Raw genomic sequence first — 25,426 nt, 5'->3', positions numbered from 1 at the left:
TCCTCGTGCGCAAGACCGCCGCGCTCATCGCCAGCATCGGCATCCTCGCCGCTCTCACCGGATGCTCCGCCTCTCCCTCGGCCGCGGGGTGCGATGCACCGTACGGCTCGGGCGACTCGTCGGCGGCGGTCGCCGCGACCGGCGACTTCGGCGCCACACCGGACGTGACCGTGCCGAGCCCGCTTCACGCCGATGTGACGCAGGTCAGCACGCTGATCGAGGGCTCGGGCGATCCGATCGTCAAGGGCCAGCTCGTCACCATCGACTACACGCTCGTGAACGGCGCGGACGGCAGCGTGCTCGAGACCTCGAAGTACGACGGCGCGAGCACCGCCCGTTTCGGCGCCGGCGGCACCGGACTCGTCGGTCTCAACCAGGGCCTGCTCTGTTCGAAGGTCGGCTCGCGGGTCGCCATCGCGATCGCGCCCGCAGACGGATTCGGTCAGGCCTCCGCCCAGCTGGGAATCTCGGCCGACGACACGCTCGTGCTCGTGGCCGACATCGAGAAGGCGTCGCTCGCGCGGGCGAACGGAGCCGACCAGCCCGTCCCGAACGGTTTCCCCACGGTCACGCTCGACGCCGATGGACGTCCCGGCCTCGCGAAGCCCTCAGGCGACGCACCGACGGACCTTCAGATCGCTCAGCTCAAGAAGGGCGAGGGCGACGTCGTCGCCGAGGGCGACCAGGTCGTCGTGGCCTACACCGGCTGGCTCTGGAAGGACGGCACGGTGTTCGACTCCAGCTGGGACAAGGGTGCTCCTGCCGTCTTCGTCGCCGCCGACGGCTCGGCGACCCAGGGCGGAGTGATCCCCGGCTTCGCGAAGGCCCTCATCGGCCAGCCGGTCGGCTCGCAGGTCATCGCGATCATCCCGCCCGGCCAGGGATACGGCGACACCGCGCAGGCCAAGATCCCCGCCGGCTCGACGCTGGTGTTCGTCGCCGACGTCCTCGGGAAGGCCTGATCCCCGGCCCTAGACTGAAGGTCGTGCCTGCCGACGCCCCGTCCTCAAGCCGTGTTCCGGCCGAGGAGCGTCTGTTCAGCCTGGTGCTCGCGCTCGTCGCGGCCGAGAGCGGCCTCACGAAGTCCGAGGTGCTCTCGACCGTGCAGGGCTACCGCCAGCGCGTGGACCGTGGAGATCGGGTCGCGCTGGAGCGTCAGTTCGAGCGCGACAAAGACGATCTGCGCGAGCTCGGAATCCCCATCGAGACGGTCGACGCTCCCGGGGATCCGGGCAACACCCAGACGACGCGTTACCGGATCGCCAAGCGGAGCTACGACCTCCCGGCCGACATCGTGTTCGATCAGGACGAGCTGGCGCTGCTCCGTCTTGCCGGCGCGGTGTGGCGTGAGGGCACGCTCTCTGCGGAGTCGCGGCGCGCGCTCATCAAGCTGCGCTCGATCGGGGTCGACTCGGTCGATCCCGTCATCGGCATCAGCCCGTCCCTGCGGGTGCGGGAGGCGTCCTTCGAGCCGTTGAGTTCCGCTCTCGACCGCGCTCAGGTCGTGCGCTTCCCGTATCTCAAGCCGGGAGGCGAGCAGCCCCGGGTGCGGACCGTGCAGCCACGCGCGCTGGTGAATCATCAGGGTCGCTGGCATCTGCACGGCTGGGACGAGGGCGCGGAGGCGACCCGCACCTTCCTCCTCTCGCGGATCGTGGGACCCGTCACCACCCTCGGCCGCGTCGTGACCCCGCCGGAGGGCGATCACGCCGCGATCGCGCTGGCTCAGCTCGACGAGATCCTCCGCCGCAGCTCGGCTCTCGTGCGGGTCGCTCCGGATTCCGATGCCGCCCTCCGTCTCGGCGGTCGGGCTGAGGCCGCGGGCGAGGGAGCAGGGATCCTGCGACTGCACTTCACCGACGCGGACATCCTCGCCGATGAGCTCGCCGGGTATGGCCCCGAGGTCCGCGTCGTCGAGCCCGAGGCTCTCCGGGAGCGCGTGCTCGAGCGCCTGCGACGCACGCTCCTCGATCACGCAGGCGCCCGTGGCTAGGCCGCGTTCGCTCCAGGCGCGCGATCGCCTCGCCGTCCTCCTTTCCCTCGTGCCGTACCTTCTCGACCGAGGGCGTGTCAGCGTGCGCGAGGTCGCCGAGCACTTCGAGATCGCCGAAGAGGAGGTGCGCCGCGCTGTGCGCCTCATCGCCGTCTCGGGAATCCCCGGGGAGACCGCGCAGTACCAGGCGAACGACCTGTTCGACATCGGCTGGGACGACTTCGAGGAGAACGATCACATCGTCTTGACCCAGCAGGTCGCCATCGACGATTCGCCGCGCTTCTCGGCGCGGGAGGCGGCGGCGCTGATCGCCGGGATGCAGTACCTCGCCGCCCTCCCCGAGAATCAGGGCAACGACCGTATCGCCTCGCTGATGGGCAAGCTCTCGCGGGGAGCCTCCTCCGCGCCGAGCGCGATGGCCGTCGCGCGTGGAGTTGGCAACGACGCCACTCTGGCGCTCCTGCGCGCCGCGATGACCGCCGGCACACAGCTCACGTTCGACTATCGCAATGCCCGCGGGGAGACGGAGGCACGGCTCGTCGATCCCTTCCTTCTCGAGTCCGTCGACCGCGACTGGTACCTCCGCGGCTGGGACCACCTCCGTGAGGGAGTGCGCACGTTCAGGGTCGACCGCATGCGCTCGGTCGTCGACACGGGTACGCCGATTGTCCGCCGGCGCAACGAGGTCACCCTCTCCGACCGCCTCTTCGAGGCGTCCGAGTCCGATCTCGTCGTCGATCTCCTGGTTGCGGCGAGCGCCGTGGTGCTGCTGGGCGATTACGCGGCGGATGCCGAGTACCCGCCTGTTCCCGCCTCCGAGCGACATCGGGGCGTTCTGGTCCGTGTGCGCGTGGCCCACCTCGAGGGATTGACGCGTCTCGTCGCGTCGCTCTCGGGCCTCGTGACAGTGGTCTCCCCGGAGGAGGCGCGCGCGGCGGTCGCGCACTGGGCCGCGGATGCTCTGGGCGCGAACGAGCAGGAGGCATCGTGACCTGGTGGTCCTGGATCCTGATCTGGCTGGTGCTAGCACTGTGTGCGCTCGCCGTGCTGGTGCTGTTTGTGCTGTCCTACTGGCGCAAGGCGCGCGCGCTCCTCAGGCAGCTCGATGAGCTTGCCTCCCGGCTCGAGGGCGTCGCCCCGGAGGCGTCGCCGCCGGTCGAGTCCCGTCCGGCGTCGTCGCTGTTCGCCGACCGCGACGGGGTGCGACGCGCTCGGGAGGACCGACGCGACGCCCGGCGCGACAAGATCGAGCTTCGACGGTCCGCTCGGATCGAACGGGGTAAGCTCCTCGTACACCGCAACCGACAAGTGAAGTGAGTCTGCAATGTTCGCTGGCCTCCAGGGGTGGCACCTCCTCATCATCCTCGCCGTGATCCTCCTTCTCTTCGGTGCGCCCAAGCTCCCGCAGCTGGCCCGCAGTGTCGGGCAGTCGATGCGCATCTTCAAGAGCGAGGTCAAGACCATGAAAGACGAGGACGGTACGGAGCGCCGCGACGTCAGTGACGTCTCTGGCCCGAGTTCGGCCACGGGGACGACCTCCGGCACGGGCTCGACGACCGGCACGACCACGCCGCCCGAGTCTCCGATCAAGTAATGACCTCCGTGGCAGCGAAGAAGCCACGGACGAGGCGGTCGAAGAAGAACCCCGAGGGGCGTATGTCGCTCGGCGCTCACCTCGTCGAGCTTCGCAATAGGCTCTTCATCTCGGCCATCGCCATCGCGGTCGCGTGCGTCGCCGGATGGTTCCTCTCGGACTGGGTGTTCGAGGCGCTCAAGGCGCCGATCCAGGTCGTGGCGACGACCCAGAACAAAGAGGCCATCCTCAACTTCGACACGATCACGGGAGCCTTCGACCTCAAGTTGCAGATCGCCATGACGATCGGCGTGGTGATCGCCAGCCCGGTGTGGCTCTATCAGATCTGGGCCTTCCTCGTCCCCGGGCTCACCGGCAAAGAGATCCGGTACGGCCTGGGCTTCATCCTCACGGCGATCCCGCTGTTCTTCGCAGGGTGCGCATCGGGGTGGTTCATCTTTCCCCATATCGTCGAGCTGTTGACCAGCTTCACGGGTGAGCAGGCGGCGAGCTTCCTCAACGCCAAGATGTACTACGACTTCGTGCTCAAGCTGGTGCTGGTCGTGGGCGTCGCGTTCGTGCTGCCGGTGTTCCTCGTGCTGCTCAACTTCGTGGGCATGCTGCCCGGCATGCTGATCCTCAAGTCGTGGCGCGTGGCGATCATGGTCATCGTCCTGTTCACGGCCATCGCGACTCCGGCCGCCGACCCGATCTCGATGTTCCTTCTCGCGATCCCGATCACAGCCCTCTACTTCGCGGCCTGCGGGATCGCCATCCTGCACGATCGGCGTGTCGCCAAGCGCCAGGTCGTGTTCGACGGCGGCCCCTCCGATCTGCCCGCGTGACCGATCCGACGCCTGCCGAGCGCTTCGCCGCGTTCCGGACTCGGCAGGGCCATGCGAGGGTCGAGTCGTTCCGCTCGACTCTCGCCTTCGACCTCGATCCCTTCCAGTACGAGGCCTGCACGGCGCTTGACTCGGGCCGTAGCGTCCTCGTGGCGGCACCCACCGGTGCGGGCAAGACTGCCGTCGCGGAGTTCGCGATCCATCTCGCCATGCAGGATCCGACAGCGAAGGTCTTTTACACGACGCCGATGAAGGCTCTGAGCAATCAGAAGTTCCAGGAGTTCGTCGACGACTACGGGGCGTCCGAGGTCGGGCTGCTCACCGGAGACTCCAACGTCAATGCGCGCGCCCGGATCGTCGTCATGACGACCGAGGTCCTGCGCAACATGCTCTACGCCGACTCCGATCTCCTCCGCGATCTCGCCTACGTCGTCATGGACGAGGTGCACTACCTCGCCGATCGCTTCCGCGGAGCCGTGTGGGAGGAGGTCATCATCCATCTCCCTCAGCGGGTGCGGCTCGTCTCGCTCAGCGCGACGGTGTCGAACGCCGAGGAGTTCGGCGACTGGCTGCAGACCGTCCGCGGCGAGACCGACGTGATCGTCTCGGAGGAGCGGCCGGTGCCACTCGATCAGCACGTGCTGGTCGGGGGCAAGCTCATCGACCTCTTCGACTCTTCGGGCCGGGCCGCGACGAACCGGGTGAACCCCGAGCTGGCGCGCCTGGCACAGGGGGGCTCCCGAGTCGAGCGCGGCGGACGAGGAGGCCGTGGCGGCCGTGCGGGTCGCAGCAGGTTCCCGGAGGCGCGTGGCGACGAGCTCGTCCTGCGGTCCGAGGTCGTCGACATCCTCCGGGGCAAGAACCTGCTCCCCGCGATCTTCTTCGTCTTCAGCCGCGCGGGCTGCGATCAGGCCGTTCGGCAGGTGCTGCGCTCGGGCGTCCGGCTGACGGAGCGGCACGAACGCGACGAGATCCGTGCGATCGTCGAAGAGCGGTGCCGCACGATTCGCGACGAGGACCTTGCCGTCCTCGGCTACTGGGAATGGCTCGACGGCCTCCAGCGCGGAGTCGCGGCGCACCACGCCGGAATGCTCCCGGCGTTCAAGGAGGTCGTCGAGGAGCTCTTCCTGCGTCGCCTCGTCCGTGTCGTCTTCGCGACCGAGACGCTCGCGCTCGGCATCAACATGCCCGCCCGCACGGTGGTGCTCGAGAAGCTCGAGAAGTTCAACGGCGAGGCTCGAGTGCCGATCACGCCGGGGGAGTACACGCAGCTGACCGGGCGCGCCGGTCGTCGCGGGATCGACGTCGAGGGTCATGCCGTGATCCAGTGGCGCGGAGGCATGGACCCGCAGGCGGTCGCCTCCCTCGCCTCCCGTCGCACCTATCCCCTCAACTCGAGCTTCCGCCCGAGCTATAACATGTCGGCGAACCTCATCGAACAGTTCGGCCGGAGCCGCACGCGCGAGATCCTGGAGTCCTCGTTCGCACAGTTCCAGGCCGACCGCTCCGTCGTCGACCTCGCGCGGAGGGTTCGTCAGCAGGAGGAGTCGCTCGAGGGCTACGTCGCGGCGATGCAGTGCCACCTCGGCGACTTCGAGCAGTACGCAGCCATCCGCCGCGAGATCGGCGAGCTCGAACGCCGCGGTGCGGTGCGAGGGGACTCGGCCTCCCACGCCGAGCGTGAGAAGCGCCAGGCTCAGCTCACGCACCTCCGACGTCGGATGAAGGCGCATCCCTGTCATGCCTGTTCCGATCGCGAGCAGCACGCCCGCTGGGCCGAGCGCTGGTGGAAGCTCCGCCGCGAGACCGACGAGATCGAACGGCAGATCCGCTCCCGCACCGGAGCCGTCGCGCGGGTCTTCGATCGGATCACGGAGGTACTGCTCGAGCTGGGCTACTTCCGCCGCGACGACACCGGCGAGCTCTCCCTCACCCCGAATGGACGCACCCTGCGTCGTATCTACGGAGAGCGCGACCTGCTCGTCGCCGAGTGCCTCCGCAAGCAGGCCTGGACCGAGCTCGACCCCGCCGGGCTCGCGGCGATGGCATGCTGCCTCGTCTTCGAACCGCGGCGAGAGGAGGGGACCCTCGGCGAGAAGTTCCTGCCGCGTGGGCACTTCCCCGAGGCCCTCGAGAAGACCCAGCTGCTCTGGGCTCGGCTCGACGATGTCGAACGCGGTCACCGCCTCCCGGGCAGCAGTCCGATTTCGACGAGCCTCGCCCTCTCGATGAACATGTGGGCAAAGGGCATGCCGCTCGATGCCGTGCTGCGAGAGTCCGACATGGCGGCCGGCGACTTCGTCCGCTGGGCGAAGCAGACCATCGACCTCCTCGACCAGCTGTCGGTCGTCGCCGACGGCAAGGTCGGCAGATCCGCCCGGACGGCCCTCGACCTCGTCCGTCGCGGCATCGTCGCCTACTCGACCGTCGCATGAGGCCGCTGCTCGCCCCGCCCCCTAGGCGGATCCTCCCGCTGTGGGTCGCGCTCCCGCTCGCCGCGGCGGGCGGCGCCGCCCTCGACCACGGATTTCCTGCCCTCGACGTCTGGCCGTTCGCGATCGTCGGGGTCGCCGCGATCCTCCTCGCCCTCGCGGGCAGGGGGTATTGGAGCGGGGTGCTCGTCGGGCTCGTCGGTGGCGGCGTCTTCTGGGGGCTGCACATCTCGTGGCTGACGCTCTATCTGGGTCCCGTCCCGTGGGCGGCCCTCGCCGGTCTGCAGGCGATCTTCTTCGCCCTGTCGGCCGGGCTCATGGCGGTGATCTCGACGCGGGGTTACCGCGTGTGGCTCGGCCCCCTCGGACGGATCGTCGGGATTCCCGCCCTGCTCGCGGCCCTGTGGATCGGGCGCGAGACGATCACGAACGTGTGGCCGTACGGCGGCTTCGCGTGGGGGAGGCTCGCGCTCTCGCAGTCCACTGGCCCGCTTGCGGGGCTCGCGGCCTGGATAGGCTTCGCTGGGCTCGGCTTCGTCGTCGCCTTTCTGGGGGCGGTACTCGCCCAGGCCGTGCGGGAGGTCTCGGTCCCCGTGACCGCCCGCGTCACAGCGGTGGCGGGCTTCGCGATCGTCGCCTTGGTCTTCCCCGCCTGGCCTGCCCCGACCGAGGGCACGACCCGCATAGCGGCGGTACAGGGCGACTCCGACGCGGGGCTCTTCTCACGCAGCTACAAGGGGCAGATTCTCGAGGACCACACCTCGGCGACCCTTCCGATCCTCGACCAGCGCGTGGACATGGTCGTCTGGCCCGAGAACGGCGTCGACATCGATCCCACGCGCAATGCGCAGTCGGCGGCGGTGCTCGACTACCTCAGCCGGACGATGGACGCGCCGTTCATCGTCGGCACGATCACGAATCCCTCTCAGGACGTCTTCTACAACAGCTCTCTGCTCTGGAAGGCGGGGGAGGGGGCGACGCAGATCTACGACAAGGTGCACCCGGTACCGTTCGCGGAGTACATGCCCGATCGCGCGTTCTGGCGAGCGCTCGCGCCCGACCTCGTCGATCTCGTGAGCCGGGACTACTCGATCGGCACCCGCCCGAACGTCTTCGACGTCGACGGCGTCCTGGCCGGGATCGCAATCTGTTTCGACATCTCCGATGACGCGCTGACGAACCGGATGATCGACGGGGGCGCGCAGGTCATCCTGGGGCAGACGAACAACGCCGACTTCGGTCGCACCGACGAGAGCGTGCAGCAGCTCGCCATCGCGCGCCTCCGTGCCATCGAGACGGGTCGCAGTGTGGTCAACATCTCGACGGTGGGGACGAGCGCGATCATCGGCCCTAATGGGTCGACGATCGACTCCCTGACATGGTTTGAGCCGGGTGCCATGGTGGACGAGGTTCCCCTCTCTTCCACCACGACCCCGGCTCTGGTGTGGGCTCGAGACCTCGGCTGGTACTTCCTCGCCGTCGGCCTCATCGGCGCGGTCTCGTTCGTCCTGAGGACGCGTGAGCACCGACGCCGTTCCCGCTGAGCGGCGTCAAGCGCCGATCTTGTGCTCGCCGCGGCGAGCCCGCAGATAGGCGAGCCGCTCCTCGAGCAGCTCCTCCAGCTCTGCGCGCGTCCGGCGCTCGAGCAGCATGTCCCAGTGTGTGCGGGGTGCTTTCTGCTCGCCCTTGTCCACGACGACCGGCTTCGAGTCCACCATCAACGTGGCCTCGTGGCCGCACGAGCGGCACTCCCAGGTCTCCGGCGCCTCCGCCTCGGCCGAGAACACCATGTCGGTGTCATGGCCGCAGTTGGAGCAGTGGTACTCGTAGGTTGATCGCGGGGAGAAGATGACGCCTTCTTCGCTCTGCAGGCTCTGGGATCCGAGCCGCATTCCTCGCAAGCTTCGATCTGCCATTGTGTGGTCTCCTCTCGCTGTGCTTCCCCAGTGTCAACGTCGTAGCTGGGGGTGGTCTTCCTGTCTCCGCGTTTGCCAGAGAATCCTCAGGTCGGAGGCGTATTCGGTCTTGCCCGACTGTGCTCGTTCCGGAAGGCATCGATCTCCGTTCGCGCGAGATCGCTGCGGTCGGTCACAATCCCGTCGACGCCGCGTCGGAGCAGGAGAGCCATCCTCTCCGGCTCGTTCACGGTCCAGATGTGGACCTCGCGACCGCCGGCGCGCAATAGCAAGAGCGGGCGTGGTTCGGTGGTCGAGAGCCCGAGGGCTCGCTCCGGGACCTGCAGTGCGTCGATTCCTCGGAGGGCGGCGCGGACGATCAGAGGCAGCCCAGCGTGGGCGGCGAGGAGAGCGACCACGAAGCGAGCGGCTGACGCGGACGTCGCCGCGCCGGGCACCCGCCTGAGCGTCGCGGTACGGCGCCTCTCGGAGAAGGATGTGAGCAGCACCCGGTCCTGGGCGCCGGCATCGTTCACGGCCGCGGCGACGGGGAGGATCGCGGCGTTCGCCTTCACGTCGATAGTGATGAGCGCGTCGGGCAAGAGACGCAGGGCGTCGGCGAGTGCGAGGAGCGACTCGCCGCCGGGCAGCTCGAGGGAAGCGAGCTCCTCCCATCGCTCGTCCGCGACGACGTGGCGCCGTCCAGCTGAGTCGATCACTTCGGCGTCATGCACAAGCACCGCCACTCCGTCGAGGGAGGCGCGGGCGTCGGTCTCGAGGATGTCGGCGCCGGCGGCCAAAGCGCGACGGAACGCTCCCAGGGTGTTGCCGGGCCCAGCCGGATCGAGCCCGCGATGGGCGATCACGCGGGGAGTCGCTCCCCGGAGGAAGGGGACTCGCTCGGTGGGCGTCATCGCGGGCTCGGAGCAGAGAGAGGGGCGCGACTCAGGCGGGCGGGGGAGTGGGTGTGCTCTGAGGCGGCGCGGCCGGGCGACCGAAGGCGTTGCCGACTCCCTTGAGCGCCTCGGTGAGCTCGGTCGGCACCAGCCAGACCTTGTTGGCGCTGCCCTCGGCGATCTTGGGCAGGGTCTGCAGGTACTGGTACGCGAGGAGCCCGCTGTCGGGACGTCCTTCGTGGATGGCGTGGAAGACGGTCGTGATGGCCTTCGCCTCACCCTCGGCCCGGAGGACCGCGGCCTTGGCTTGACCCTCCGCGGCGAGAATGGCGGCCTGACGTTGCCCCTCGGCGTTGAGGATCTGCGACTGCTTGGTGCCCTCGGCGGTCAGGATCACCGCGCGGCGGTCGCGCTCGGCGCGCATCTGCTTCTCCATCGAATCTTGGATCGAGAGCGGCGGGTCGATTGCCTTGAGCTCGACACGACCGACACGGATGCCCCACTTGCCCGTCGCCTCGTCGAGGACGATGCGCAGCTGACCGTTGATGTTGTCGCGGGAGGTGAGCGCCTCTTCGAGGTTGAGGCCTCCGACGACGTTACGGAGCGTCGTGGTGGTCAGCTGCTCGACCGCACCCAGGTAGTTGGCGATCTCGTAGGTCGCGGCTCGCGCATCCGTCACCTGGAAGTAGACGACCGTGTCGATCGAGACGACGAGGTTGTCCTCGGTGATGACGGGTTGCGGGGGAAAGGATACGACCTGTTCGCGAAGGTCGATCAGGGGGCGGACCCGATCGACGAACGGCACCACCAGGTTGAGGCCGGGGAGGAGGGTCTTGTGGTATTTGCCGAGGCGTTCGACGACTCCCGCGGTCGCCTGCGGGATGATGCGGATCGCTCGAAAGAGCACGACCAGCACGAAGAGGACGATGACGGCGACGACGACGAGCGTCACGAAGGTGGAGGCGGTCACGGAGTGCTCCTTTCGGCGGGGACGACGACCGCGGTCGCGCCCTCGATGGCGGTGACGACGACACGCTCGCCGACTCCGAGTGTGCGGCTCTCGACGAGAGGGGACAGGCGGGCGGTCCACGTCTCTCCGTTGGCGAGCTTGACCTGACTTGCGCCGCTGCCGCCTAGTACCACGCTGCCGCTCAGACCGAGGAGCGCCTCGGCGCCCGTCGGCGTGGGATCGCCTCCGCGTTTGAGCAGCCGCAGCAGGGGAGGGCGCACGGCGAAGAGGAGCAGGGCTGAGAGGACCGCAGCCACGATCACCTGGACGCCGAACGGAGTTCCGAACAGCCCTGCGGCCAGCCCGCCGACACTGCCGACCGCGAGCATGAGGAAGGTGAAGTCGAGGGTGAGCATCTCGACGACGACGAAGACGAGGATGAGCGCAATCCAGAGGATCCACGCGTAGTCAAGGACAGTGTCCATGTCGATGCTCCTTCCCTGCGGCGAGCATCACAACTTTATCAAGGCCCGCCGCGAGCGCGCTGGGAGACGGTCTTGTAGGCTCGGCAGTCGGGCTGTGGCCCTGTTCTCGTGCCCGATCCGGCCTGAGCCGGTCTCCTGGAGGATCTCCTCGTGTCCAACCCCCTCGCACCCGGCTCGCTCGACGGCAAGCGGATCCTCGTCACCGGTTCCTCTCGCGGCATCGGCGCCGACACCGTCCGCTACTTCGCAGAGGCGGGCGCACGCGTCGTCGTGAACTACCGCTCGAAGGCGCCCCGAGCCGACAAGCTCGTCGCGCAGATCATCGAGGCGGGAGGCGCGGCGATCGCCGTCGGCGCCGATCTGAGCGATCCGGGGTCGCGCGCGGCACTCTTCTCGCGCATCGAGAATGAGTACGGGGGGCTCGACGTCCTCGTGCTGAACGCCTCCGGCGGCATGGAGAGCAACAGGGGGGAGGACTACGCGATGGTGCTGAACCGCGACTCCCAGGTGGCCACGCTGGAGGCGGCGCTTCCGCTTCTCGGCGAAGGGTCGCGGGTGGTCTTCGTCACGAGCCACCAGGCGCATTTCATCCGCACCACCCCGACTATGCCCGAGTACGAGCCGGTGGCCCTCTCGAAGCGCGCGGGCGAGGACGCATTGCGGGCGCGGATCGGCGAGCTTGCCGAGCGCGGTGTCGAGTTCGTGGTGGTCTCGGGAGACATGATCGAGGGCACCATCACCGCGACCCTCCTCGAGCGCTCGAACCCCGGAGCGATCAGCTCGCGCCGCGAGTCGGCCGGTCGGCTCTACAACGTGGGCGAGTTCGCCGCCGAGGTTGCGCTGGCTGCTGTCGATCCGATCCCGGACGACAACACGAGACTCGTGGGAGACGTCTCCGACTTCGGCTGAAGGCTGCGCGACGGACAGGCCGCGCGCGCCCCATCAGGAATAACCGATAATGCACATTATGTCAGTTCGTGTGAGTGTTGTCGCGACAGCTGCACCATGCTCGCCACCGGACCTCGCCCACAGCACGGCGACGTGATCGGCGCTGACCCCGCGTGTGGGAGGCAAGCGGACGGATTGTTCTGGTCGGCTCCAGCGCCGCGGGACTGGAGGACGACATCGCAACGATCACCGATCGGTATCGCGTCCACGTCCTGCCCGAAGGAGGCAGCACATCATGACCCCGGACATCATTGTCGTGAACGGCGGGTCAAGCTCCGGCAAGACTTCGATTGCCAAGAGCCTGCAGGAGATGTTGCCCGAACCGTACCTGAGCATCTCCATCGACGCCCTGGTGGATGCTTTACCGCCTCACCTCGACGGGGCCGATGACGGCGTCTCGTACGGCGATGACGGCGCCGTAGAACTCGGCGGCGGGTTCCGCCGGCTCGAAGCGGCGTGGATGGCAGGCGTCGTCGCGATGGCTCGTACCGGGGCGCGGATCATTCTGGACGACGTGTTCCTGGACGGGTCGGAGTCGCAGGAGCGATTGCGCGATCATCTCGATGGACTCGACATCGTCTGGGTCGGCGTCCGGTGTGCTCCGGACATCGCAACGGAGAGGGAGCGGGCGCGCGGAGATCGGTTGCTCGGAATGGCTGCGCACCAGGCCGAGTCCGTCCACCGGCGAGTCGTGTACGACATCGAGGTCGACTCCGGCCGGGACTCGGCGGCGATCTGCGCCGGTCGGATCGCCGAATGGGTCGACGCGGTGCCTCTGCGTCCCGGAGCGGAGTCATGAGCGCCCAGGAACTGACAAAGTCGTCGTGAACGCGCGGGGACACCGCTCGATCTGGTTCGCGGACCGTCCGAGTCCTCCGGGACGGTTCGACGAGGGAACTTTCGGTCGCGAAGATGAGTGCGCCGCGCGCGGGGCGGATCGGCCTGCGGGTGACCTTCGGCATCCGGCGAGGGTGTCGACGTCACACCCGGACACTGAACCGCTCACGCCGCCAGCGTCGAACGAATTCGCGCCATCGCGTCATCGCTGTCGCGGTGAGCGGTCTCTCCCCCATGCCCGTATTGTTCTGCGTCTCCCGAACGCGCGATCCCCTAGCCACCGTGCACATCACGGACGCCCCGTCTGTTGCGGCCGGTTCCCCCGTCTCCACTCCCCCTCCCTTCCCGACCTCTGTCGAAACTCCTCCCGCCGTCGAGCGCCGTCCCCCTCGGCCGCGCGCCGCGCGCCTCCGCCTTCCCCGGTTCGTTCCGATGACACGCGGTCGACGCGGCGGCCTGCGCCTCGACGTTCTCGCGGTCGCCGTCGCGGCGCTCGTCAACGAGCGCTACCTCGATCCGCGCTTCACCCTCGGCGAGCTCTCGAAGGAGCTGCGGGTCGCCCTGTTCGTGCTCCGGCGTCGGTTCACGCGCTTCTATGGGCTCACGCTCGACGAACACCTCGCGCTGCGCCGCATCGAGCTCGCGACGCTGCTCATGGAGTCGTCTCCGTACCGGCTGGGCGGCCTCGAGCTCGTGGCTCGCCGCTCCGGCTATCCCGGCGTCGGTGCCCTCGATCGCGACTTCCTCCGCTACCGCCGTGTTCCCGTGCTCGCGGCGTGGCTCCGGATGGCGTCGAGTCGATCCGCCTCCCCCGGCGAGTCCCAAGGCGATGCCCTCCTCCTCGCCGGTCGCGGCACCTGACTCCTGCCGAACGTCGCGGGCATGGAGCCGCGATACAGTGCCGAGATGCGCTGCGTCGAATCCTGCCCCCGATGACCGTCATCCGCTTCGTCGCCATCGGAGACTCCTTCACGGAAGGCGTCGGCGACGAGTGGCCCGATGGCTCGCCCCGGGGTTGGGCCGACCGCACCGCCCAGGGATGGGCCGATGCGCTCGGAGGGCCGGTCGAGTACGCGAACCTCGCGATCCGCGGACGCCTGATCGCTCCGATCGTGGACGAGCAGCTCGAGGCCGCCCTCGCGCTACGCCCGACCCATCTGTCGTTCAACGGAGGCGGCAACGACATGCTCCGCCCACGCGCGGACATCGCGCGGATCGCCGACGTGTACGCGGACGTCCTCGGCCGCTGCGACGCCGAGGGCGTGACGCTCATCGCGCTCGCGGGCGCCGATCCGTCGCCGCGCCTACCGCTCGGCGGGATGATCCGCGGCCGAGGCGATGCCCTGACCGACGCCGTTCTCCGACGGCTCGCGGGACGCGACGACGTGGTGGTGGCCGACAACTGGAACGACCCCGGCTTCGCCGATCCGTCCCTCTGGTCGGAGGATCGCCTGCACCTCGGCCCGCGCGGCCATCGACGGGTCACCGAGCGTGTCCTGACCTCCCTCGGCCTGACTCCCCCGCCGGACGACGAGCCGGCCGCCGAGCCCGTCGCGCCCGGGGGCTCCGCCGCGTACTACCGGCGGCACGTCGCACCGTGGGTACGGCGGAGGCTCACGGGAACCTCCTCGGGAGACGGTCGGCTCGCCAAGCATCCGACCTTCATCACCGTCGGGCCGCGCAGCTGACGGGATCGATCAGCGCCAGCCGTAGCGTGCGGCGACCGTCCGGGCCACGATCTCGAACCGCGACCGCTCGAGCGCCGATCCCTCGCGTCGCATCCCGGCCGGATGCACGCGGAACACCCGCTCCGGGTCGATGAAGCTCGCGCGACCCTCGGGGTCCCACGCACCGGTTCCGACGGCCAGGTAGCCGTCGTGCTCCTTCGAGCTGAGCCGTACCGCGAGCACGGTCCCCGCCTTCTCGACCGCGAGAACCAGGACGGGGCGGTCCTTGCCGCGGCCGTCGTCCTCTTCGTACGGGACCCAGGTCCAGACGATCTCGCCGGGATCGGGGTCGCCGTCGGGAGTAGGCGCGTAGCCGACCTGCACGCCGCGCAGCCGCGTCGGATCGACCTCGACGGTCCGCCCGACTCCGCTCGCCCCGGGAGTCGGAGCCGTCGTCGTCAGGTAGGGACGCCGGGCGTGCGGCGCGGCATCGGCGCGCGGTGCACTCGCGCGGCCCAGCAGCCGGAGGAACAGGGAGAGGACCGAGCGCGAGGAGGGCACCCCGGAACCCTAGCTCGGATGCTCGCTGTCGCGCGTCCGACGACGCGAACGACGACGGGGTGCCTGCTCCGAAGAGCAGACACCCCGTCGAGCGGGTAGCGCTAGCGCTCAGTCCGCCAGGACGTAGCCCGACTCGCCGTGGATCGCGGTGTCGATTCCCGCGATCTCGTCTTCGTTCTTGACGCGGAATCCCATCGTCTTCTGGATGACCCAGCCGATGAGGAGCGTCATGAGGAAGGAGTAGATCAGCACGGCGAAGGCCGCAACGGCCTGCTTTCCGAGCTGGTCGAAGCCGAAGCCGAAGAGCAGTCCGACGTTGTTCCCGAAGAAGCCGATGTAGAGCGTTCCGATCAGACCACCGACGAGGTGCACGCCCACGACGTCGAGCGAGTCGTCGAAGCCGAGCTTGTACTTCAGGTCGATCGCCAGAGCGCAGATGGCGCCGGTGACGATACCGAGCACGATCGCCCAGAAGGGGGTGAGGATGTTACAGGCGGGGGTGATAGCGACCAGGCCGGCCACGGCTCCGGAGGCGGCACCGACCGAGGTGGGCTTGCCGTCCTTGATCTTCTCGACCAGGAGCCAGCCGAGCACACCGGCCGCGGGGGCGGCGATGGTGTTGAGGAAGGCGACGGCCGCGATCCCGTCGGCGGCGAGCTCGGAGCCGGCGTTGAACCCGAACCAGCCGAACCACAGGAGGCCCGCACCGAGGAGGACGAACGGCGGGTTGTGCGGCTGGTGGGCGCCCTTGGTGAAGTTGACGCGCTTGCCGAGGACCAGAGCCAGGGCGAGGGCCGCGGCTCCAGCGTTGATGTGGACCGCCGTTCCGCCGGCGAAGTCGTTGGCGCCGATGTTGTAGGCGATCCAGCCGCCGTCGCTGACCTTGCCGTCTGTGACGGTGAAGTTGAACACCCACGAGGCGACCGGGAAGTAGACCAGGGTGGCCCAGACGCCGGCGAAGACCATCCAGGCGCCGAACTTGGCGCGGTCGGCGATCGCTCCCGAGATCAGCGCGACCGTGATGATCGCGAACGTGGCCTGGAAGCTCGCGAAGGCGAGGGTCGGGTAGGCGGCGGTGATGTCGCCTCCCGTGGCCTCGTCGAACGCGGCCTGGAGCCCGAGCTGGCTGAGGTCGATCCCGAGGAACCCGTCGATGCCGACGAAGTCGCCGACTCCCGCGTTGGAGAACGTGATCGCGTAGCCGTAGAGCACCCACAGCACGCCGATGAGCCCCATCGCGCCGAAGCTGAGCATCATCATGCTGATGACACTCTTGGCACGGACCAGTCCGCCATAGAAGAAGGCGAGCCCGGGGGTCATGAGCAGAACCAGCGCTGCCGCCAGGAGCAGGAACGCGGTATTGCCTTGATCCATCTGTTGAACCTCTCGTGATTGAGCAGAGAAAAGCCCGATGCGGGAGCACGCAGGAGCGCATCCCAGACACGAAGGTGTCGGGTCACCTCGGGTAGGGCACAGTCTCTCGGTAGGACGTTTCGGTCCGAGCGGCGCGAGGTTTCGAGCATGTTACGGGTGGGGCCGCCAGGTAAACAGCGCGTTACGACCGGCTGGCGAACCGCACCGCGCGACCTCTGGGGTCGCCGGGAAACCCGACGGACTCGCCGCCGCGCGACGAACCCGCGCCGGAAAGAGGGGCCTCAGGCGAACGGCGTCATCGAGGTCAGCGCGATCAGGCGCGACATCGACCGGAGGTACTTCTTCCGGTAGCCGCCATCGAGCATGCCGCCGCCGAACACCTCGTCGAGCGGGGTGCCGGAAGAGAGCACCGGGATCTGCGCGTCGTACACGCGGTCGATGAAGGCCACGAGCCGCAGCGCATCGGTCTGGTCGGTGAGCGCCGACACGTCGCGGAGGACGATGGCGTCGAGTCCGTCGATCACCTTGATGTACCGGGACGGATGCACCGTGCCGAGGTGGTGGACCGCGTCGAGGAACGTGTCATCGGTGACGGTGGCTCCGGCCGGGGCATGCTGGAGTGTTTCGTCGATCACGCCGTCGGTCCGCACGACGGCGTGGCCCTCGATGTCGCGCCGGCGGTAGTCGGTGCCGTCGATGCGCATGGTGCGGAAGTGCTCGGACATCGACTGGATCTCGCGGAGGAAGTCGGCTGCAGCGAAGCGCCCCTCCCCCAGCGCGTTGGGCGGGGTATTCGACGTCGCGGCGATGCGGGTGCCGGAGGCGACCAGCTCGCCGAGCAGGCGGGTCATCAGCATCGTGTCGCCCGGGTCGTCGAGCTCGAACTCGTCGATGCACAGCAGCGCGGAGCCCTTGAGCAGCGAGACCGTCGCGGCGTAGCCGAGCGCTCCGACCAGGGCCGTGTACTCGATGAACGTCCCGAAGTAGGTGCGGCCCGGGACGGCGTGCCAGATCGCGGCGAGCAGATGGGTCTTGCCGACCCCGAAGCCGCCGTCGAGGTAGACACCGGGCTTCGCCTCCGGTGCCTTCTTGCGGCCGAAGCCGAAGAAGCCGCCACCGCCGCGGGAGGCGCCTCCCGCCGCGAACTCGCGCAGTGCCTCCACGGCGTCGGCCTGCGAGGGGTACGCGGGGTCGGGGCGGTAGCTCTCGAACGTGGCTCCCTCGAACTGGCGAGGCGGGACGAGGGTCGACGCGATCTCGTGCCCGCTGATCTGCGGAGAGCGGGTGGTCAGACTCGTCGTCGAGCGGACGTCCTCGGTGGCCACGCGTCTTCCTCTCTCGGGGTGCGACGTCGTCCTCCGGTGTACGGGCGTGGACAGTGCCGGGCGTCTGAACGGCGGAGTGCAGAGTGTCGAACTCTTACGCCGCTCCCATGCGGCCGCATCCGAGGACGCGTACTGTCGCTGACGTGCGGGCTCCAGCGTAGCCCGCCGTGGAATCACGCTCGCGCCCCGCGCACCATCCTGGAGGTTCTCCTTGTCCGTCGAAATCGATCCGTCGCCGAAGTTCGCCTCCTACGCCCACCCCGAACGATTGGTCAGCGCGGACTGGCTGCAGGAGCGACTCGGCGCTCCCGGGCTGGTCGTCGTGGAGTCGGACGAGGACGTCCTCCTCTACGAGGTCGGCCACATCCCGGGTGCCGTGAAGATCGACTGGCACACCGACCTCAACGACCCGGTGCAGCGTGACTACATCGAGGGCGCCGCGTTCGCCGAGCTGGTCGGCGGCAAGGGGATCTCGCGCGACACGACGGTCGTCATCTACGGCGACAAGAACAACTGGTGGGCTGCCTACGCTCTGTGGGTCTTCTCGCTCTTCGGCCACGAGGACGTCCGTCTCCTCGACGGAGGTCGCGACAAGTGGATCGCCGAGGGCCGCCCGGTCACGACGGAGACGTCGACCCCCGCGCGGGTCGACTACCCCATTGTCGAGCGGGACGACACCGCGATCCGTGCCTATAAGGACGACGTGCTCGCGCACCTGGGCAACCCCCTGATCGACGTACGCTCCCCCGAGGAGTACTCGGGCGAGCGCACGACCGCTCCGGCCTACCCGGAGGAGGGTTCGCTGCGCGCCGGACACATTCCCAGCGCGCAGAACGTGCCGTGGGCGAAGGCGGCGGCCGAGGACGGCACCTTCCGACCGCTCGACGAGCTGAACGACGTCTACCGCGAGGGCGCGGGACTGCGAGAGGGCGACTCGGTGATCGCCTATTGCCGCATCGGCGAGCGCTCGGCGCACACCTGGTTCGTGCTCACCCACCTGCTCGGCTTCGAGGGCGTGCGCAACTACGACGGATCGTGGACCGAGTGGGGCAGCGCCGTGCGCGTGCCGATCGTCCGCGGCAGCGCGCCCGGCGAGGCTCCCGCTTCCCGCTGATCCGAGTATTCGGGAGTGCCGCTCCTGTCGGCACGAGGACTCGCCCGGCGAGTCCTCGTGCCGACAGGAGCGGCACTCCCGGCGATGAGAGAATGGGGAACCATGTCCTCCGTCCCGCCGCTTCCGTCCGCACTTCAGGAGATCCGCGAGGAGTTCCTGGCGCTCGAGAAGCCCGAGCGTTTGCAGCTCCTGCTGGAGTTCTCCCAGGAGCTCCCCGAGCTCCCTGAGCGGTTCCGCGACCACCCCGATCTTTTCGAGCGCGTCGAGGAGTGTCAGGCTCCGGTCTTCATCGTCGTCGAGATCGACGGCGAGATCGTGCACCTGCACGCCACCGCTCCGCGCGAGGCGCCGACCACCCGCGGCTTCGCCTCGATCCTCGCCCAAGGTCTCGCGGGGCTCACCGCCGAGGAGGTCCTCGCCGTTCCCGACGACTTCCCGCAGACGATCGGTCTCGCGGAGGCGGTGTCGCCGCTGCGTCTGCGCGGCATGACCGCGCTCCTCGGCCGAGCGAAGCGGCAGATCCGCGAGCACCTGGCCGCGTGATCCTGCGACCCCTCCTCCCTCCCGCGCCGGCGATCGTCCTCGGCGAGGAGGGGGCGCGGGAGGCGATCGCGAACGCCTGGCTCGCCCCCTCCGCGGTCCGCGTACGGGTCAACATGATCGCGAGCCTCAACGGCTCGAGCATCGGCGCGGACGGTACGAGCGAGACTCTGACCAACCGGGTCGACCGCACGATCCTGGGCGTCCTCCGCGAACAGGCCGATGTCGTCGTGGTCGGTGCCGCCAGTGTCCGCGCCGAGGGGTATCGGGTTCCGCGACGCGTCCCGCTCGCGATCGTGTCCTCCTCGGGGGATCTCTCGGGACATCGACTGGAAATGCGCGATGGTGCCCGGGTGCTGGTGCTCGTGCCGGAGTCGGCCGACGTCCCCGTCGTGCCGCCCGGAATCGAGGTCGTCCGCGTGGCGGCCGGGGGGTCGAGGCTGTCGGTGGAGGCAGTGCTGGCGAGCCTCCGCTCGCTGGGGTTTGACCGGGTCGTCTGCGAGGGAGGCGCTTCGCTCACCGGCCAGTTCCTCGCGTCCTCGCTCGTCGACGAGATCTGCCTCACCACGGCGCCGCGCGTCGTCCTGCCCGGTCTCGCGGTCGCGACGGGCGCGACGAGGATCGACGACGCCTTCTCGCTGACCCTCCTTGCCGCCGACGACTCCGGCGCCACCTATGCGCGCTGGACCCGCATCCGCTGAGCGTCGCCGCCCCCGTCGTTCGCGGCGTGCCTTCCGCTCAGCGAGTCCTGAGGACCCTAGTCTGCGGACGTGCCCGAATTCCCAGCGTCGTCCCAGCTCCCCGAGGAGTTCCGGATCGCCACGGAGTCGATCCGCCTGGCCGCGACGCGCGCCGAGCTGATCGTCTCTGAAATCGTCTCGCCGACGGGGCTCGCGCCGTGGTCGCTCGCGCTCTCCGGAGACGTCTCTCCTCGTACGCACGGACGCGACTCCGAGCTGGGTACGGGGCGGTTCATCCTGCTGCACGACCCCGATGAGCCCGAGCAGTGGGGGGGCCCGTTCAGGATCGTCTGCTTCGCCCAGGCGCCGCTCGAGGTCGAGATCGGCACCGACCCGTTCCTCGCCGAAGTCGCCTGGTCGTGGCTGGTCGATGCGCTCGCCGCGAGAGACGCCTCCTACACCGCCGCGTCCGGGACCGCGACCACTGTGCTCTCGACCGGCTTCGGCGAACTCGCCGCGCAGGGAGATGGCGCGCAGATCGAGATCCGCGCATCCTGGACCCCCCGCGACGCAGAGCTCGCCGCCCACGTCGAAGGGTGGGGTGAGCTGTTGTGCATGCTCGCGGGCCTTCCGCCTGTCGCCGGAGACGGCGTGACCTCACTCGCCCACCGACGGAACTACCGTGACTGATTACCGCGTCCTCTCCACCCCCGACGAGCTCCTTGCCGCCGTCGATGCCCTGTCGGCAGGCGTCGGCCCCGTCGCCGTCGACGCCGAGCGCGCCTCGGGCTTCACCTACTCGCAGCGCGCCTACCTCATTCAGATGTACCGACGTGGGGCTGGCGTGTTCCTCTTCGACCCGCCCGCTCTTGGGAGGATGGACGCGCTGCAGGAGGCGATCGGCGACGAGGAGTGGGTCTTGCACGCCGCGAGCCAGGATCTCGCCTGCCTGCGCGAGGTCGGGCTCGACCCCTCCCGCATCTTCGACACCGAGCTCGCCGCACGGCTGCTCGGCCTGCCCAAGGTCGGCCTCGGCGCTGTCGTAGAGGACCTGCTGGGCATCCACCTCGCGAAGGAGCACTCCGCCGCCGACTGGTCGACGCGGCCACTCCCCCAGAGCTGGCTCGTCTATGCGGCGAAGGACGTCGAGCTGCTCGTCGACCTGCGCGATCGCATGGAGGAGATGCTCATCGAGGCCCGCAAAACGCGCATCGCGCGGGAAGAGTTCGCCGCGACCCTCGCCCGCCTCCCGAAGCTCGCGCCCACAGACCCCTGGCGGAAGCTCTCGGGCATCCACTCTCTGCGCGGACCCCGGCCGCTCGCTGTGGCCCGCGAGCTCTGGCTCGCACGTGACGCTTTCGCGCGCGAGCGCGACATCGCTCCCGGCCGCTTGATCCCTGACTCCTCGATCCTCGCGGTCGCCCGCAACGTCCCGACGAGCGTCGGGCAACTCTCGGGGCGTCGTGACTTCACAGGTCGCGCGAGCCGCGGCGAGGTCGAGCGCTGGTGGGAGGCGATCGAACGAGGGCGGACGACCGACGACCTGCCGACTCCGACCCGGCCCGCCGTCGAGACGTTGCCCCCGCCCCGCGCATGGGGCGACCGCAATCCCCCGGCCGACGCCCGGTTGAAAGCGGGGCGCGCCGTCGTCACCGAGATCGCGGAGCTCCTCTCCCTTCCCGTCGAGAATCTGCTGACGCCCGAGATTCTCCGGCGTCTCGCGTGGAGCCCGCCGGAGCCCGTCGACACGGACACCGTCGCCGCCGAGCTCCTGCGCGCCGGCGCGCGTCCGTGGCAGATCGAGGCCACCGCCGGGTCCATCGCGACCGCGTTTGTCGAAGCAGCCCAAGCGCCGAGCGACGGCGCCGAAACCGCTTCGTAGGAAGCGGCAAAGGATTCGGGTTCGCGTGGTCGCCTTCCTACGATCGACGGCGACCGTGAGTTCCTGGGAGGCATTGTGGCCGAGAGATCCGAGATCGTGTTCGTCGATGGAGTCCGTACTCCGTTCGGGCGAGCCGGTGAAAAGGGTATGTACTGGCAGACCCGAGCCGATGACCTCATCGTCAAGGCGATGATCGCGCTCCTCGAGCGCAACAGCTCACTGCCGAAGGAGCGGGTCGACGAGGTGGCCATCGCCGCCACGACGCAGCAGGGCGACCAGGGGCTCACCCTCGGACGCACGGCGGCCCTGCTCGCGGGCCTGCCCCGGTCGGTGCCTGGCTTCGCGATCGACCGCATGTGCGCCGGCGCGATGACGTCGGTGACCACGACCGCGGGCGGCATCGCGTTCGGCGCCTACGACGTGGTCATCGCTGGCGGCGTGGAGCACATGGGCCGCCACCCCATGGGCTTTGGAGCCGACCCGAACCCGCGTTTCCTCTCCGAGCGTCTCGTGGGCGAGGATGCGCTCAACATGGGCAAGACGGCGGAGAAGATCCACGACCGCTTCCCGCATCTCACCAAGGCGCGCGCCGACCACTACGCCCTGCGGAGCCAGCAGAAGCTCGCCGCCGCCTACGCGGCCGGCAAGATCCAGCCCGACCTCGTGCCCGTGGCGACGCGCAGCGCGTCTGGATGGGGGCTGGCGACCGCCGACGAGGCGCCGCGCCCTGACACGACCCTCGAGGGCCTCGCGACGCTGCGCACGCCGTTCCGTCCGCACGGGCGAGTGACGGCCGGCAACTCCTCTGGTCTCAACGATGGCGCGACCGTGTCTCTGCTCGCGAGCGCCGAGGCGGCAGCCGAGCTCGGTCTGAGCACGAAGATGCGGATGGTCGCCTTCGCCTACGCGGGCGTCGAGCCCGAGATCATGGGACTGGGCCCGGTCCCCTCCACCGAGAAGGCCCTCGCGAAGGCGGGCCTGCGTATCGAGGACATCGGTCTCTTCGAGCTCAACGAGGCGTTCGCGGTGCAGGTCCTCTCCTTCCTCGACCACTTCGGCCTCGACGACGATGACCCTCGAGTGAATGAGTACGGCGGGGCGATCGCGATCGGGCACCCGCTCGCGTCCTCCGGGGTCCGCCTGATGATTCAGCTCGCTCGCCAGTTCGAGGAGCACCCGGAGGTCCGCTACGGCCTCACGGCGCTGTGCGTCGGCCTCGGGCAGGGCGGCACGGTCATCTGGGAGAACCCGCACTTCGACGGCAAGAGCGCACGACGGAAGGGACGCTGACCCATGCTCGACGGATTCGAGAACCTGGTCGACCTCGCCGAGGGCGAGGTCGTCACTCACTCCTACGTTCGAGACGTGCCGCTGCCCAGTGGCCGCACGCTCGCGCTCATCACGCTCGACAACGACCGCGACCACACGCGGCCGAACACCTTCGGACCGGCCTCCCTGTTCGAGCTGGCCGACGTGCTCGTCGCCCAGAAGGAGCGCGCGTCCCGCGGCGAGATCCAGGCTGTCGGCGTCACCGGCAAGCCGTTCATCCTCGCTGCGGGAGCCGACCTCAGCAAGGTGGGGCAGATCCCGAGCCGCGAGCTCGGCCGGCAACTTGCGCGGCTGGGACATCGGACGCTGGGGATGCTGAGCGAGCTCGGCGTCCCGTCCTTCGCGTTCATCAACGGCTTGGCCCTGGGCGGTGGCACCGAGATCGGCCTCAACGCCGACTATCGCACTGTCGACGCGTCGATCCCGGCGCTCGGGCTCCCCGAGGTCTTCCTCGGCATCATCCCCGGCTGGGGAGGCGCCTGGCTCCTCCCCAACCTCATCGGCATCGAGAACGCGCTCAAGGTCGTCGTCGAGAACCCGCTCAAGAACAACCGCACCCTCAAGGGCCAGGAGGTGTTCGACCTGGGCATCGCTGACGCGATCTTCTCCTCGGCGAGCTTCCTCGAAGACTCCCTGCGCTGGGCAGACGGCGTTCTGGGCGGCACGGTCAGGGTCGAGCGCCCGCACGCGCCGGGCAAGCTCGAGCGCCTCGTCAAATGGGACGTGGCGATCTCGATCGCGCGCAAGCAGCTGGAAGAGCGGATCGGCACCGTCGCCTCCTCCCCGTACCGAGCCCTCGAGCTCCTGAAGGCCGCGAAGAACACCACGCGCGCCGAGGGGTTCGCCGCCGAGGACGAGGCTCTGGCCGACCTGATCTCCGGCGACCAGTTCCGCGCGAGCATCTATGCCTTCGACCTCGTGCAGAAGCGTGCGAAGCGGCCAGCCGGGGCTCCGGACAAGGGTCTCGCCAAGCCGGTGACCAAGGTAGGCGTGATCGGGGCCGGCCTCATGGCGACGCAGTTCGCCCTCCTCTTCGTCCGTCGCCTCCAGGTGCCCGTCGTGATCACCGACCTCGACCAGTCGCGCGTCGACAAGGGTGTCGCGACGATCGTCGGCGAGATCGACGCTCTCCTGGCCAAGGGGCGCATCTCGCCCGACGAGTCCAACCGCCTCCGCAGCCTCGTCACCGGCACAACCAACCGGGCCGATTTCGCCGATGCGGACTGGGTGATCGAGGCCGTGTTCGAGGAGCTCTCGGTCAAGCAGGAGGTCTTCGCGGACATCGAACGGCACGTCTCGCCCACGGCAGTCCTGGCCACCAACACCTCCTCCCTCTCGGTCGAACGGATCGGCGAGAGGCTCGACCACCCCGAGCGCCTGGTCGGCTTCCACTTCTTCAACCCGGTCGCGGTGATGCCTCTCATCGAGGTCGTGCGCACCCCGAACACCGACGACGAGACCCTCTCGACCGCGATGGTGACTGCGGCGAAGCTCAAGAAGAACGCGGTCATCACTCGCGACACTCCGGGCTTCGTCGTCAACCGCGTGCTGGCGAAGGTGCTCGGGGAGGCGATGCACGCCGTCGACACCGGCACGCCTTTCGAGGTGGTCGAGCGCTCGCTCGCCCCCTTCGGTCTGCCGATGACGCCCTTCGAGCTGCTCGAGCTGGTGGGCCTCAAGGTCGGCGCGCACGTGCTCGACACGCACCATGCGGCGTTCCCCGACCGCTTCTACGACAGCGCCAACCTGCACCGGCTGGCCGAGCTCGGCCACGTGTTCGAACGCGACTCCAAGGGCCGGGTGAAGGGCATCGACAAGCGTGCCGTGGCGATCGTCGCCGGCGGCACGGAGCCGATGACGGCGGACGAGCTGCGGCTGCGCGTCGAGACCGGTCTGGCCGACGAGGTCAAGCGGATGCTCGACGACGATGTCGTGCATGCGGCCGAGGACATCGATCTGTGCCTCATTCTCGGAGCGGGCTACCCGTTCCAGATGGGCGGTCTGACCCCCTACCTCGATCGTGTCGGCGCGAGCGAACGGGCGTTCGGCGACACGTTCCATCACCCCGTCATCCGCGGCGTGGCCTGAGGGCGAGGGGTGT

General features: G+C 69.0%; 26 protein-coding genes. 19 read left to right on the top strand and 7 right to left on the bottom strand.

Annotated elements, in window-relative coordinates:
• The first annotated feature begins 5 nt into the window (after positions 1-5).
• The 8 genes from ITJ45_RS07295 (at position 6) to lnt (ending at position 8,387) form a co-directional block, all read left to right on the top strand.
• A complete protein-coding gene (locus ITJ45_RS07295) occupies positions 6-962 on the top strand; it encodes an FKBP-type peptidyl-prolyl cis-trans isomerase (protein ID WP_194608138.1) in 957 nt (318 codons plus the stop codon).
• Between the two features lie 23 nt (positions 963-985).
• The gene (locus ITJ45_RS07290) at positions 986-1,993 is read left to right on the top strand and encodes a helix-turn-helix transcriptional regulator (protein WP_194608140.1); all 1,008 of its coding nucleotides are present in this window, start codon (positions 986-988) and stop codon (positions 1,991-1,993) included.
• A complete protein-coding gene (locus ITJ45_RS07285; protein WP_323742896.1) occupies positions 1,986-2,984 on the top strand; it encodes a WYL domain-containing protein in 999 nt (332 codons plus the stop codon). The genes ITJ45_RS07290 and ITJ45_RS07285 overlap by 8 nt, the downstream gene beginning before the upstream one ends.
• The gene (locus tag ITJ45_RS07280; RefSeq protein ID WP_194608144.1) at positions 2,981-3,310 is read left to right on the top strand and encodes a hypothetical protein; all 330 of its coding nucleotides are present in this window, start codon (positions 2,981-2,983) and stop codon (positions 3,308-3,310) included. Before ITJ45_RS07285 ends, ITJ45_RS07280 begins: the two co-directional genes overlap by 4 nt.
• A gap of 7 nt (positions 3,311-3,317) precedes the next feature.
• Positions 3,318-3,587 carry a Sec-independent protein translocase subunit TatA gene (gene tatA / locus ITJ45_RS07275; RefSeq protein ID WP_194608146.1) on the top strand — a complete coding sequence of 90 codons (270 nt, stop codon included), beginning with the start codon at positions 3,318-3,320 and terminating at the stop codon, positions 3,585-3,587.
• A gap of 62 nt (positions 3,588-3,649) precedes the next feature.
• A complete protein-coding gene (tatC, locus tag ITJ45_RS07270; protein WP_194609058.1) occupies positions 3,650-4,411 on the top strand; it encodes a twin-arginine translocase subunit TatC in 762 nt (253 codons plus the stop codon).
• Positions 4,408-6,846, top strand: a complete 2,439-nt coding sequence (locus ITJ45_RS07265; protein ID WP_194608148.1) for a DEAD/DEAH box helicase — start codon at positions 4,408-4,410, stop codon at positions 6,844-6,846. The genes tatC and ITJ45_RS07265 overlap by 4 nt, the downstream gene beginning before the upstream one ends.
• Positions 6,843-8,387, top strand: a complete 1,545-nt coding sequence (lnt, locus tag ITJ45_RS07260; protein ID WP_194608150.1) for an apolipoprotein N-acyltransferase — start codon at positions 6,843-6,845, stop codon at positions 8,385-8,387. Before ITJ45_RS07265 ends, lnt begins: the two co-directional genes overlap by 4 nt.
• A 6-nt stretch (positions 8,388-8,393) precedes the next feature.
• On the opposite strand, the gene ITJ45_RS07255 is transcribed toward lnt, so the two are convergent.
• The 4 genes from ITJ45_RS07255 to ITJ45_RS07240 form a co-directional block, all read right to left on the bottom strand.
• Complete coding sequence (locus ITJ45_RS07255) at positions 8,394-8,759, bottom strand: RNA polymerase-binding protein RbpA (RefSeq protein ID WP_194608152.1); 366 nt, start codon at positions 8,757-8,759, stop codon at positions 8,394-8,396.
• Between the two features lie 86 nt (positions 8,760-8,845).
• Positions 8,846-9,652: a glycerophosphodiester phosphodiesterase family protein gene (locus tag ITJ45_RS07250; protein WP_194608154.1), complete on the bottom strand. Its 807-nt coding sequence runs from the start codon at positions 9,650-9,652 to the stop codon at positions 8,846-8,848.
• A 31-nt stretch (positions 9,653-9,683) separates the two neighbouring features.
• Positions 9,684-10,604, bottom strand: coding sequence for an SPFH domain-containing protein (locus ITJ45_RS07245; protein WP_194608156.1), 921 nt, complete (start codon positions 10,602-10,604; stop codon positions 9,684-9,686).
• The gene (locus ITJ45_RS07240; RefSeq protein WP_194608158.1) at positions 10,601-11,068 is read right to left on the bottom strand and encodes an NfeD family protein; all 468 of its coding nucleotides are present in this window, start codon (positions 11,066-11,068) and stop codon (positions 10,601-10,603) included. The genes ITJ45_RS07245 and ITJ45_RS07240 overlap by 4 nt, the downstream gene beginning before the upstream one ends.
• A 150-nt stretch (positions 11,069-11,218) precedes the next feature.
• On the opposite strand from ITJ45_RS07240, the gene ITJ45_RS07235 reads away from it, so the two are divergent.
• The 4 genes from ITJ45_RS07235 (at position 11,219) to ITJ45_RS07220 (ending at position 14,541) form a co-directional block, all read left to right on the top strand.
• A complete protein-coding gene (locus ITJ45_RS07235) occupies positions 11,219-11,977 on the top strand; it encodes an SDR family oxidoreductase (RefSeq protein WP_194608160.1) in 759 nt (252 codons plus the stop codon).
• A gap of 274 nt (positions 11,978-12,251) precedes the next feature.
• Entirely contained in the window at positions 12,252-12,815 is a 564-nt protein-coding gene (locus ITJ45_RS07230) for a chloramphenicol phosphotransferase CPT family protein (protein ID WP_194608162.1), read from the top strand.
• 470 nt (positions 12,816-13,285) lie between these two features.
• The gene (locus ITJ45_RS07225; RefSeq protein WP_194608164.1) at positions 13,286-13,714 is read left to right on the top strand and encodes a hypothetical protein; all 429 of its coding nucleotides are present in this window, start codon (positions 13,286-13,288) and stop codon (positions 13,712-13,714) included.
• Between the two features lie 71 nt (positions 13,715-13,785).
• Positions 13,786-14,541, top strand: a complete 756-nt coding sequence (locus ITJ45_RS07220; protein ID WP_194608166.1) for an SGNH/GDSL hydrolase family protein — start codon at positions 13,786-13,788, stop codon at positions 14,539-14,541.
• A gap of 9 nt (positions 14,542-14,550) precedes the next feature.
• Here ITJ45_RS07220 and ITJ45_RS07215 read toward each other — a convergent pair whose 3' ends face one another.
• From ITJ45_RS07215 to zapE, 3 genes are all read right to left on the bottom strand, one after another.
• A complete protein-coding gene (locus ITJ45_RS07215) occupies positions 14,551-15,081 on the bottom strand; it encodes a type II toxin-antitoxin system PemK/MazF family toxin (RefSeq protein WP_323742897.1) in 531 nt (176 codons plus the stop codon).
• 108 nt (positions 15,082-15,189) lie between these two features.
• Positions 15,190-16,455 carry an ammonium transporter gene (locus tag ITJ45_RS07210; protein WP_194608168.1) on the bottom strand — a complete coding sequence of 422 codons (1,266 nt, stop codon included), beginning with the start codon at positions 16,453-16,455 and terminating at the stop codon, positions 15,190-15,192.
• 281 nt (positions 16,456-16,736) lie between these two features.
• Positions 16,737-17,780, bottom strand: coding sequence for a cell division protein ZapE (gene zapE / locus ITJ45_RS07205; protein ID WP_194608170.1), 1,044 nt, complete (start codon positions 17,778-17,780; stop codon positions 16,737-16,739).
• A 211-nt stretch (positions 17,781-17,991) separates the two neighbouring features.
• Here zapE and ITJ45_RS07200 point away from each other — a divergent pair, with 211 nt between their 5' ends.
• The 7 genes from ITJ45_RS07200 to ITJ45_RS07170 all read left to right on the top strand — a co-directional run bounded on the left by ITJ45_RS07200 (position 17,992) and on the right by ITJ45_RS07170 (position 25,413).
• Complete coding sequence (locus ITJ45_RS07200) at positions 17,992-18,894, top strand: sulfurtransferase (RefSeq protein ID WP_194608172.1); 903 nt, start codon at positions 17,992-17,994, stop codon at positions 18,892-18,894.
• A 102-nt stretch (positions 18,895-18,996) separates the two neighbouring features.
• Positions 18,997-19,437, top strand: coding sequence for a SufE family protein (locus tag ITJ45_RS07195; RefSeq protein WP_194608174.1), 441 nt, complete (start codon positions 18,997-18,999; stop codon positions 19,435-19,437).
• Positions 19,434-20,135, top strand: coding sequence for a dihydrofolate reductase family protein (locus ITJ45_RS07190; protein WP_194608176.1), 702 nt, complete (start codon positions 19,434-19,436; stop codon positions 20,133-20,135). Before ITJ45_RS07195 ends, ITJ45_RS07190 begins: the two co-directional genes overlap by 4 nt.
• Before the next feature lie 69 nt (positions 20,136-20,204).
• On the top strand, positions 20,205-20,804 hold the full coding sequence (locus ITJ45_RS07185) for a DUF3000 domain-containing protein (protein WP_194608178.1): 600 nt from the start codon (positions 20,205-20,207) through the stop codon (positions 20,802-20,804).
• A complete protein-coding gene (locus ITJ45_RS07180; protein ID WP_194608180.1) occupies positions 20,797-21,996 on the top strand; it encodes a ribonuclease D in 1,200 nt (399 codons plus the stop codon). The genes ITJ45_RS07185 and ITJ45_RS07180 overlap by 8 nt, the downstream gene beginning before the upstream one ends.
• Positions 21,997-22,071: 75 nt before the next feature.
• Positions 22,072-23,286 (top strand): thiolase family protein, encoded by a 1,215-nt coding sequence (locus tag ITJ45_RS07175; protein ID WP_194608182.1) that lies wholly within the window; start codon positions 22,072-22,074, stop codon positions 23,284-23,286.
• 3 nt (positions 23,287-23,289) lie between these two features.
• A complete protein-coding gene (locus tag ITJ45_RS07170) occupies positions 23,290-25,413 on the top strand; it encodes a 3-hydroxyacyl-CoA dehydrogenase NAD-binding domain-containing protein (RefSeq protein WP_194608184.1) in 2,124 nt (707 codons plus the stop codon).
• Positions 25,414-25,426: the final 13 nt, after the last annotated feature.

It is taken from the genome of Rathayibacter sp. VKM Ac-2879 (genome assembly GCF_015351245.1).
GTDB lineage: Bacteria > Actinomycetota > Actinomycetes > Actinomycetales > Microbacteriaceae > Rathayibacter.
Note: the sequence above shows the minus strand (reverse complement) of the source record. Positions and strands in the feature narration are given on the sequence as shown.

Coding starts and splice junctions, on each gene's coding strand:
- tatC (WP_194609058.1), top strand. CDS start 3,650: ATGTCGCTCGGCGCTCACCTCGTCGAGCTTCGCAATAGGCTCTTCATC.
- ITJ45_RS07210 (WP_194608168.1), bottom strand. CDS start 16,455: ATGGATCAAGGCAATACCGCGTTCCTGCTCCTGGCGGCAGCGCTGGTT.
- ITJ45_RS07225 (WP_194608164.1), top strand. CDS start 13,286: ATGACACGCGGTCGACGCGGCGGCCTGCGCCTCGACGTTCTCGCGGTC.
- ITJ45_RS07170 (WP_194608184.1), top strand. CDS start 23,290: ATGCTCGACGGATTCGAGAACCTGGTCGACCTCGCCGAGGGCGAGGTC.
- ITJ45_RS07255 (WP_194608152.1), bottom strand. CDS start 8,759: ATGGCAGATCGAAGCTTGCGAGGAATGCGGCTCGGATCCCAGAGCCTG.
- ITJ45_RS07240 (WP_194608158.1), bottom strand. CDS start 11,068: ATGGACACTGTCCTTGACTACGCGTGGATCCTCTGGATTGCGCTCATC.
- ITJ45_RS07230 (WP_194608162.1), top strand. CDS start 12,252: ATGACCCCGGACATCATTGTCGTGAACGGCGGGTCAAGCTCCGGCAAG.
- tatA (WP_194608146.1), top strand. CDS start 3,318: ATGTTCGCTGGCCTCCAGGGGTGGCACCTCCTCATCATCCTCGCCGTG.
- ITJ45_RS07250 (WP_194608154.1), bottom strand. CDS start 9,652: ATGACGCCCACCGAGCGAGTCCCCTTCCTCCGGGGAGCGACTCCCCGC.
- ITJ45_RS07220 (WP_194608166.1), top strand. CDS start 13,786: ATGACCGTCATCCGCTTCGTCGCCATCGGAGACTCCTTCACGGAAGGC.
- lnt (WP_194608150.1), top strand. CDS start 6,843: ATGAGGCCGCTGCTCGCCCCGCCCCCTAGGCGGATCCTCCCGCTGTGG.
- ITJ45_RS07195 (WP_194608174.1), top strand. CDS start 18,997: ATGTCCTCCGTCCCGCCGCTTCCGTCCGCACTTCAGGAGATCCGCGAG.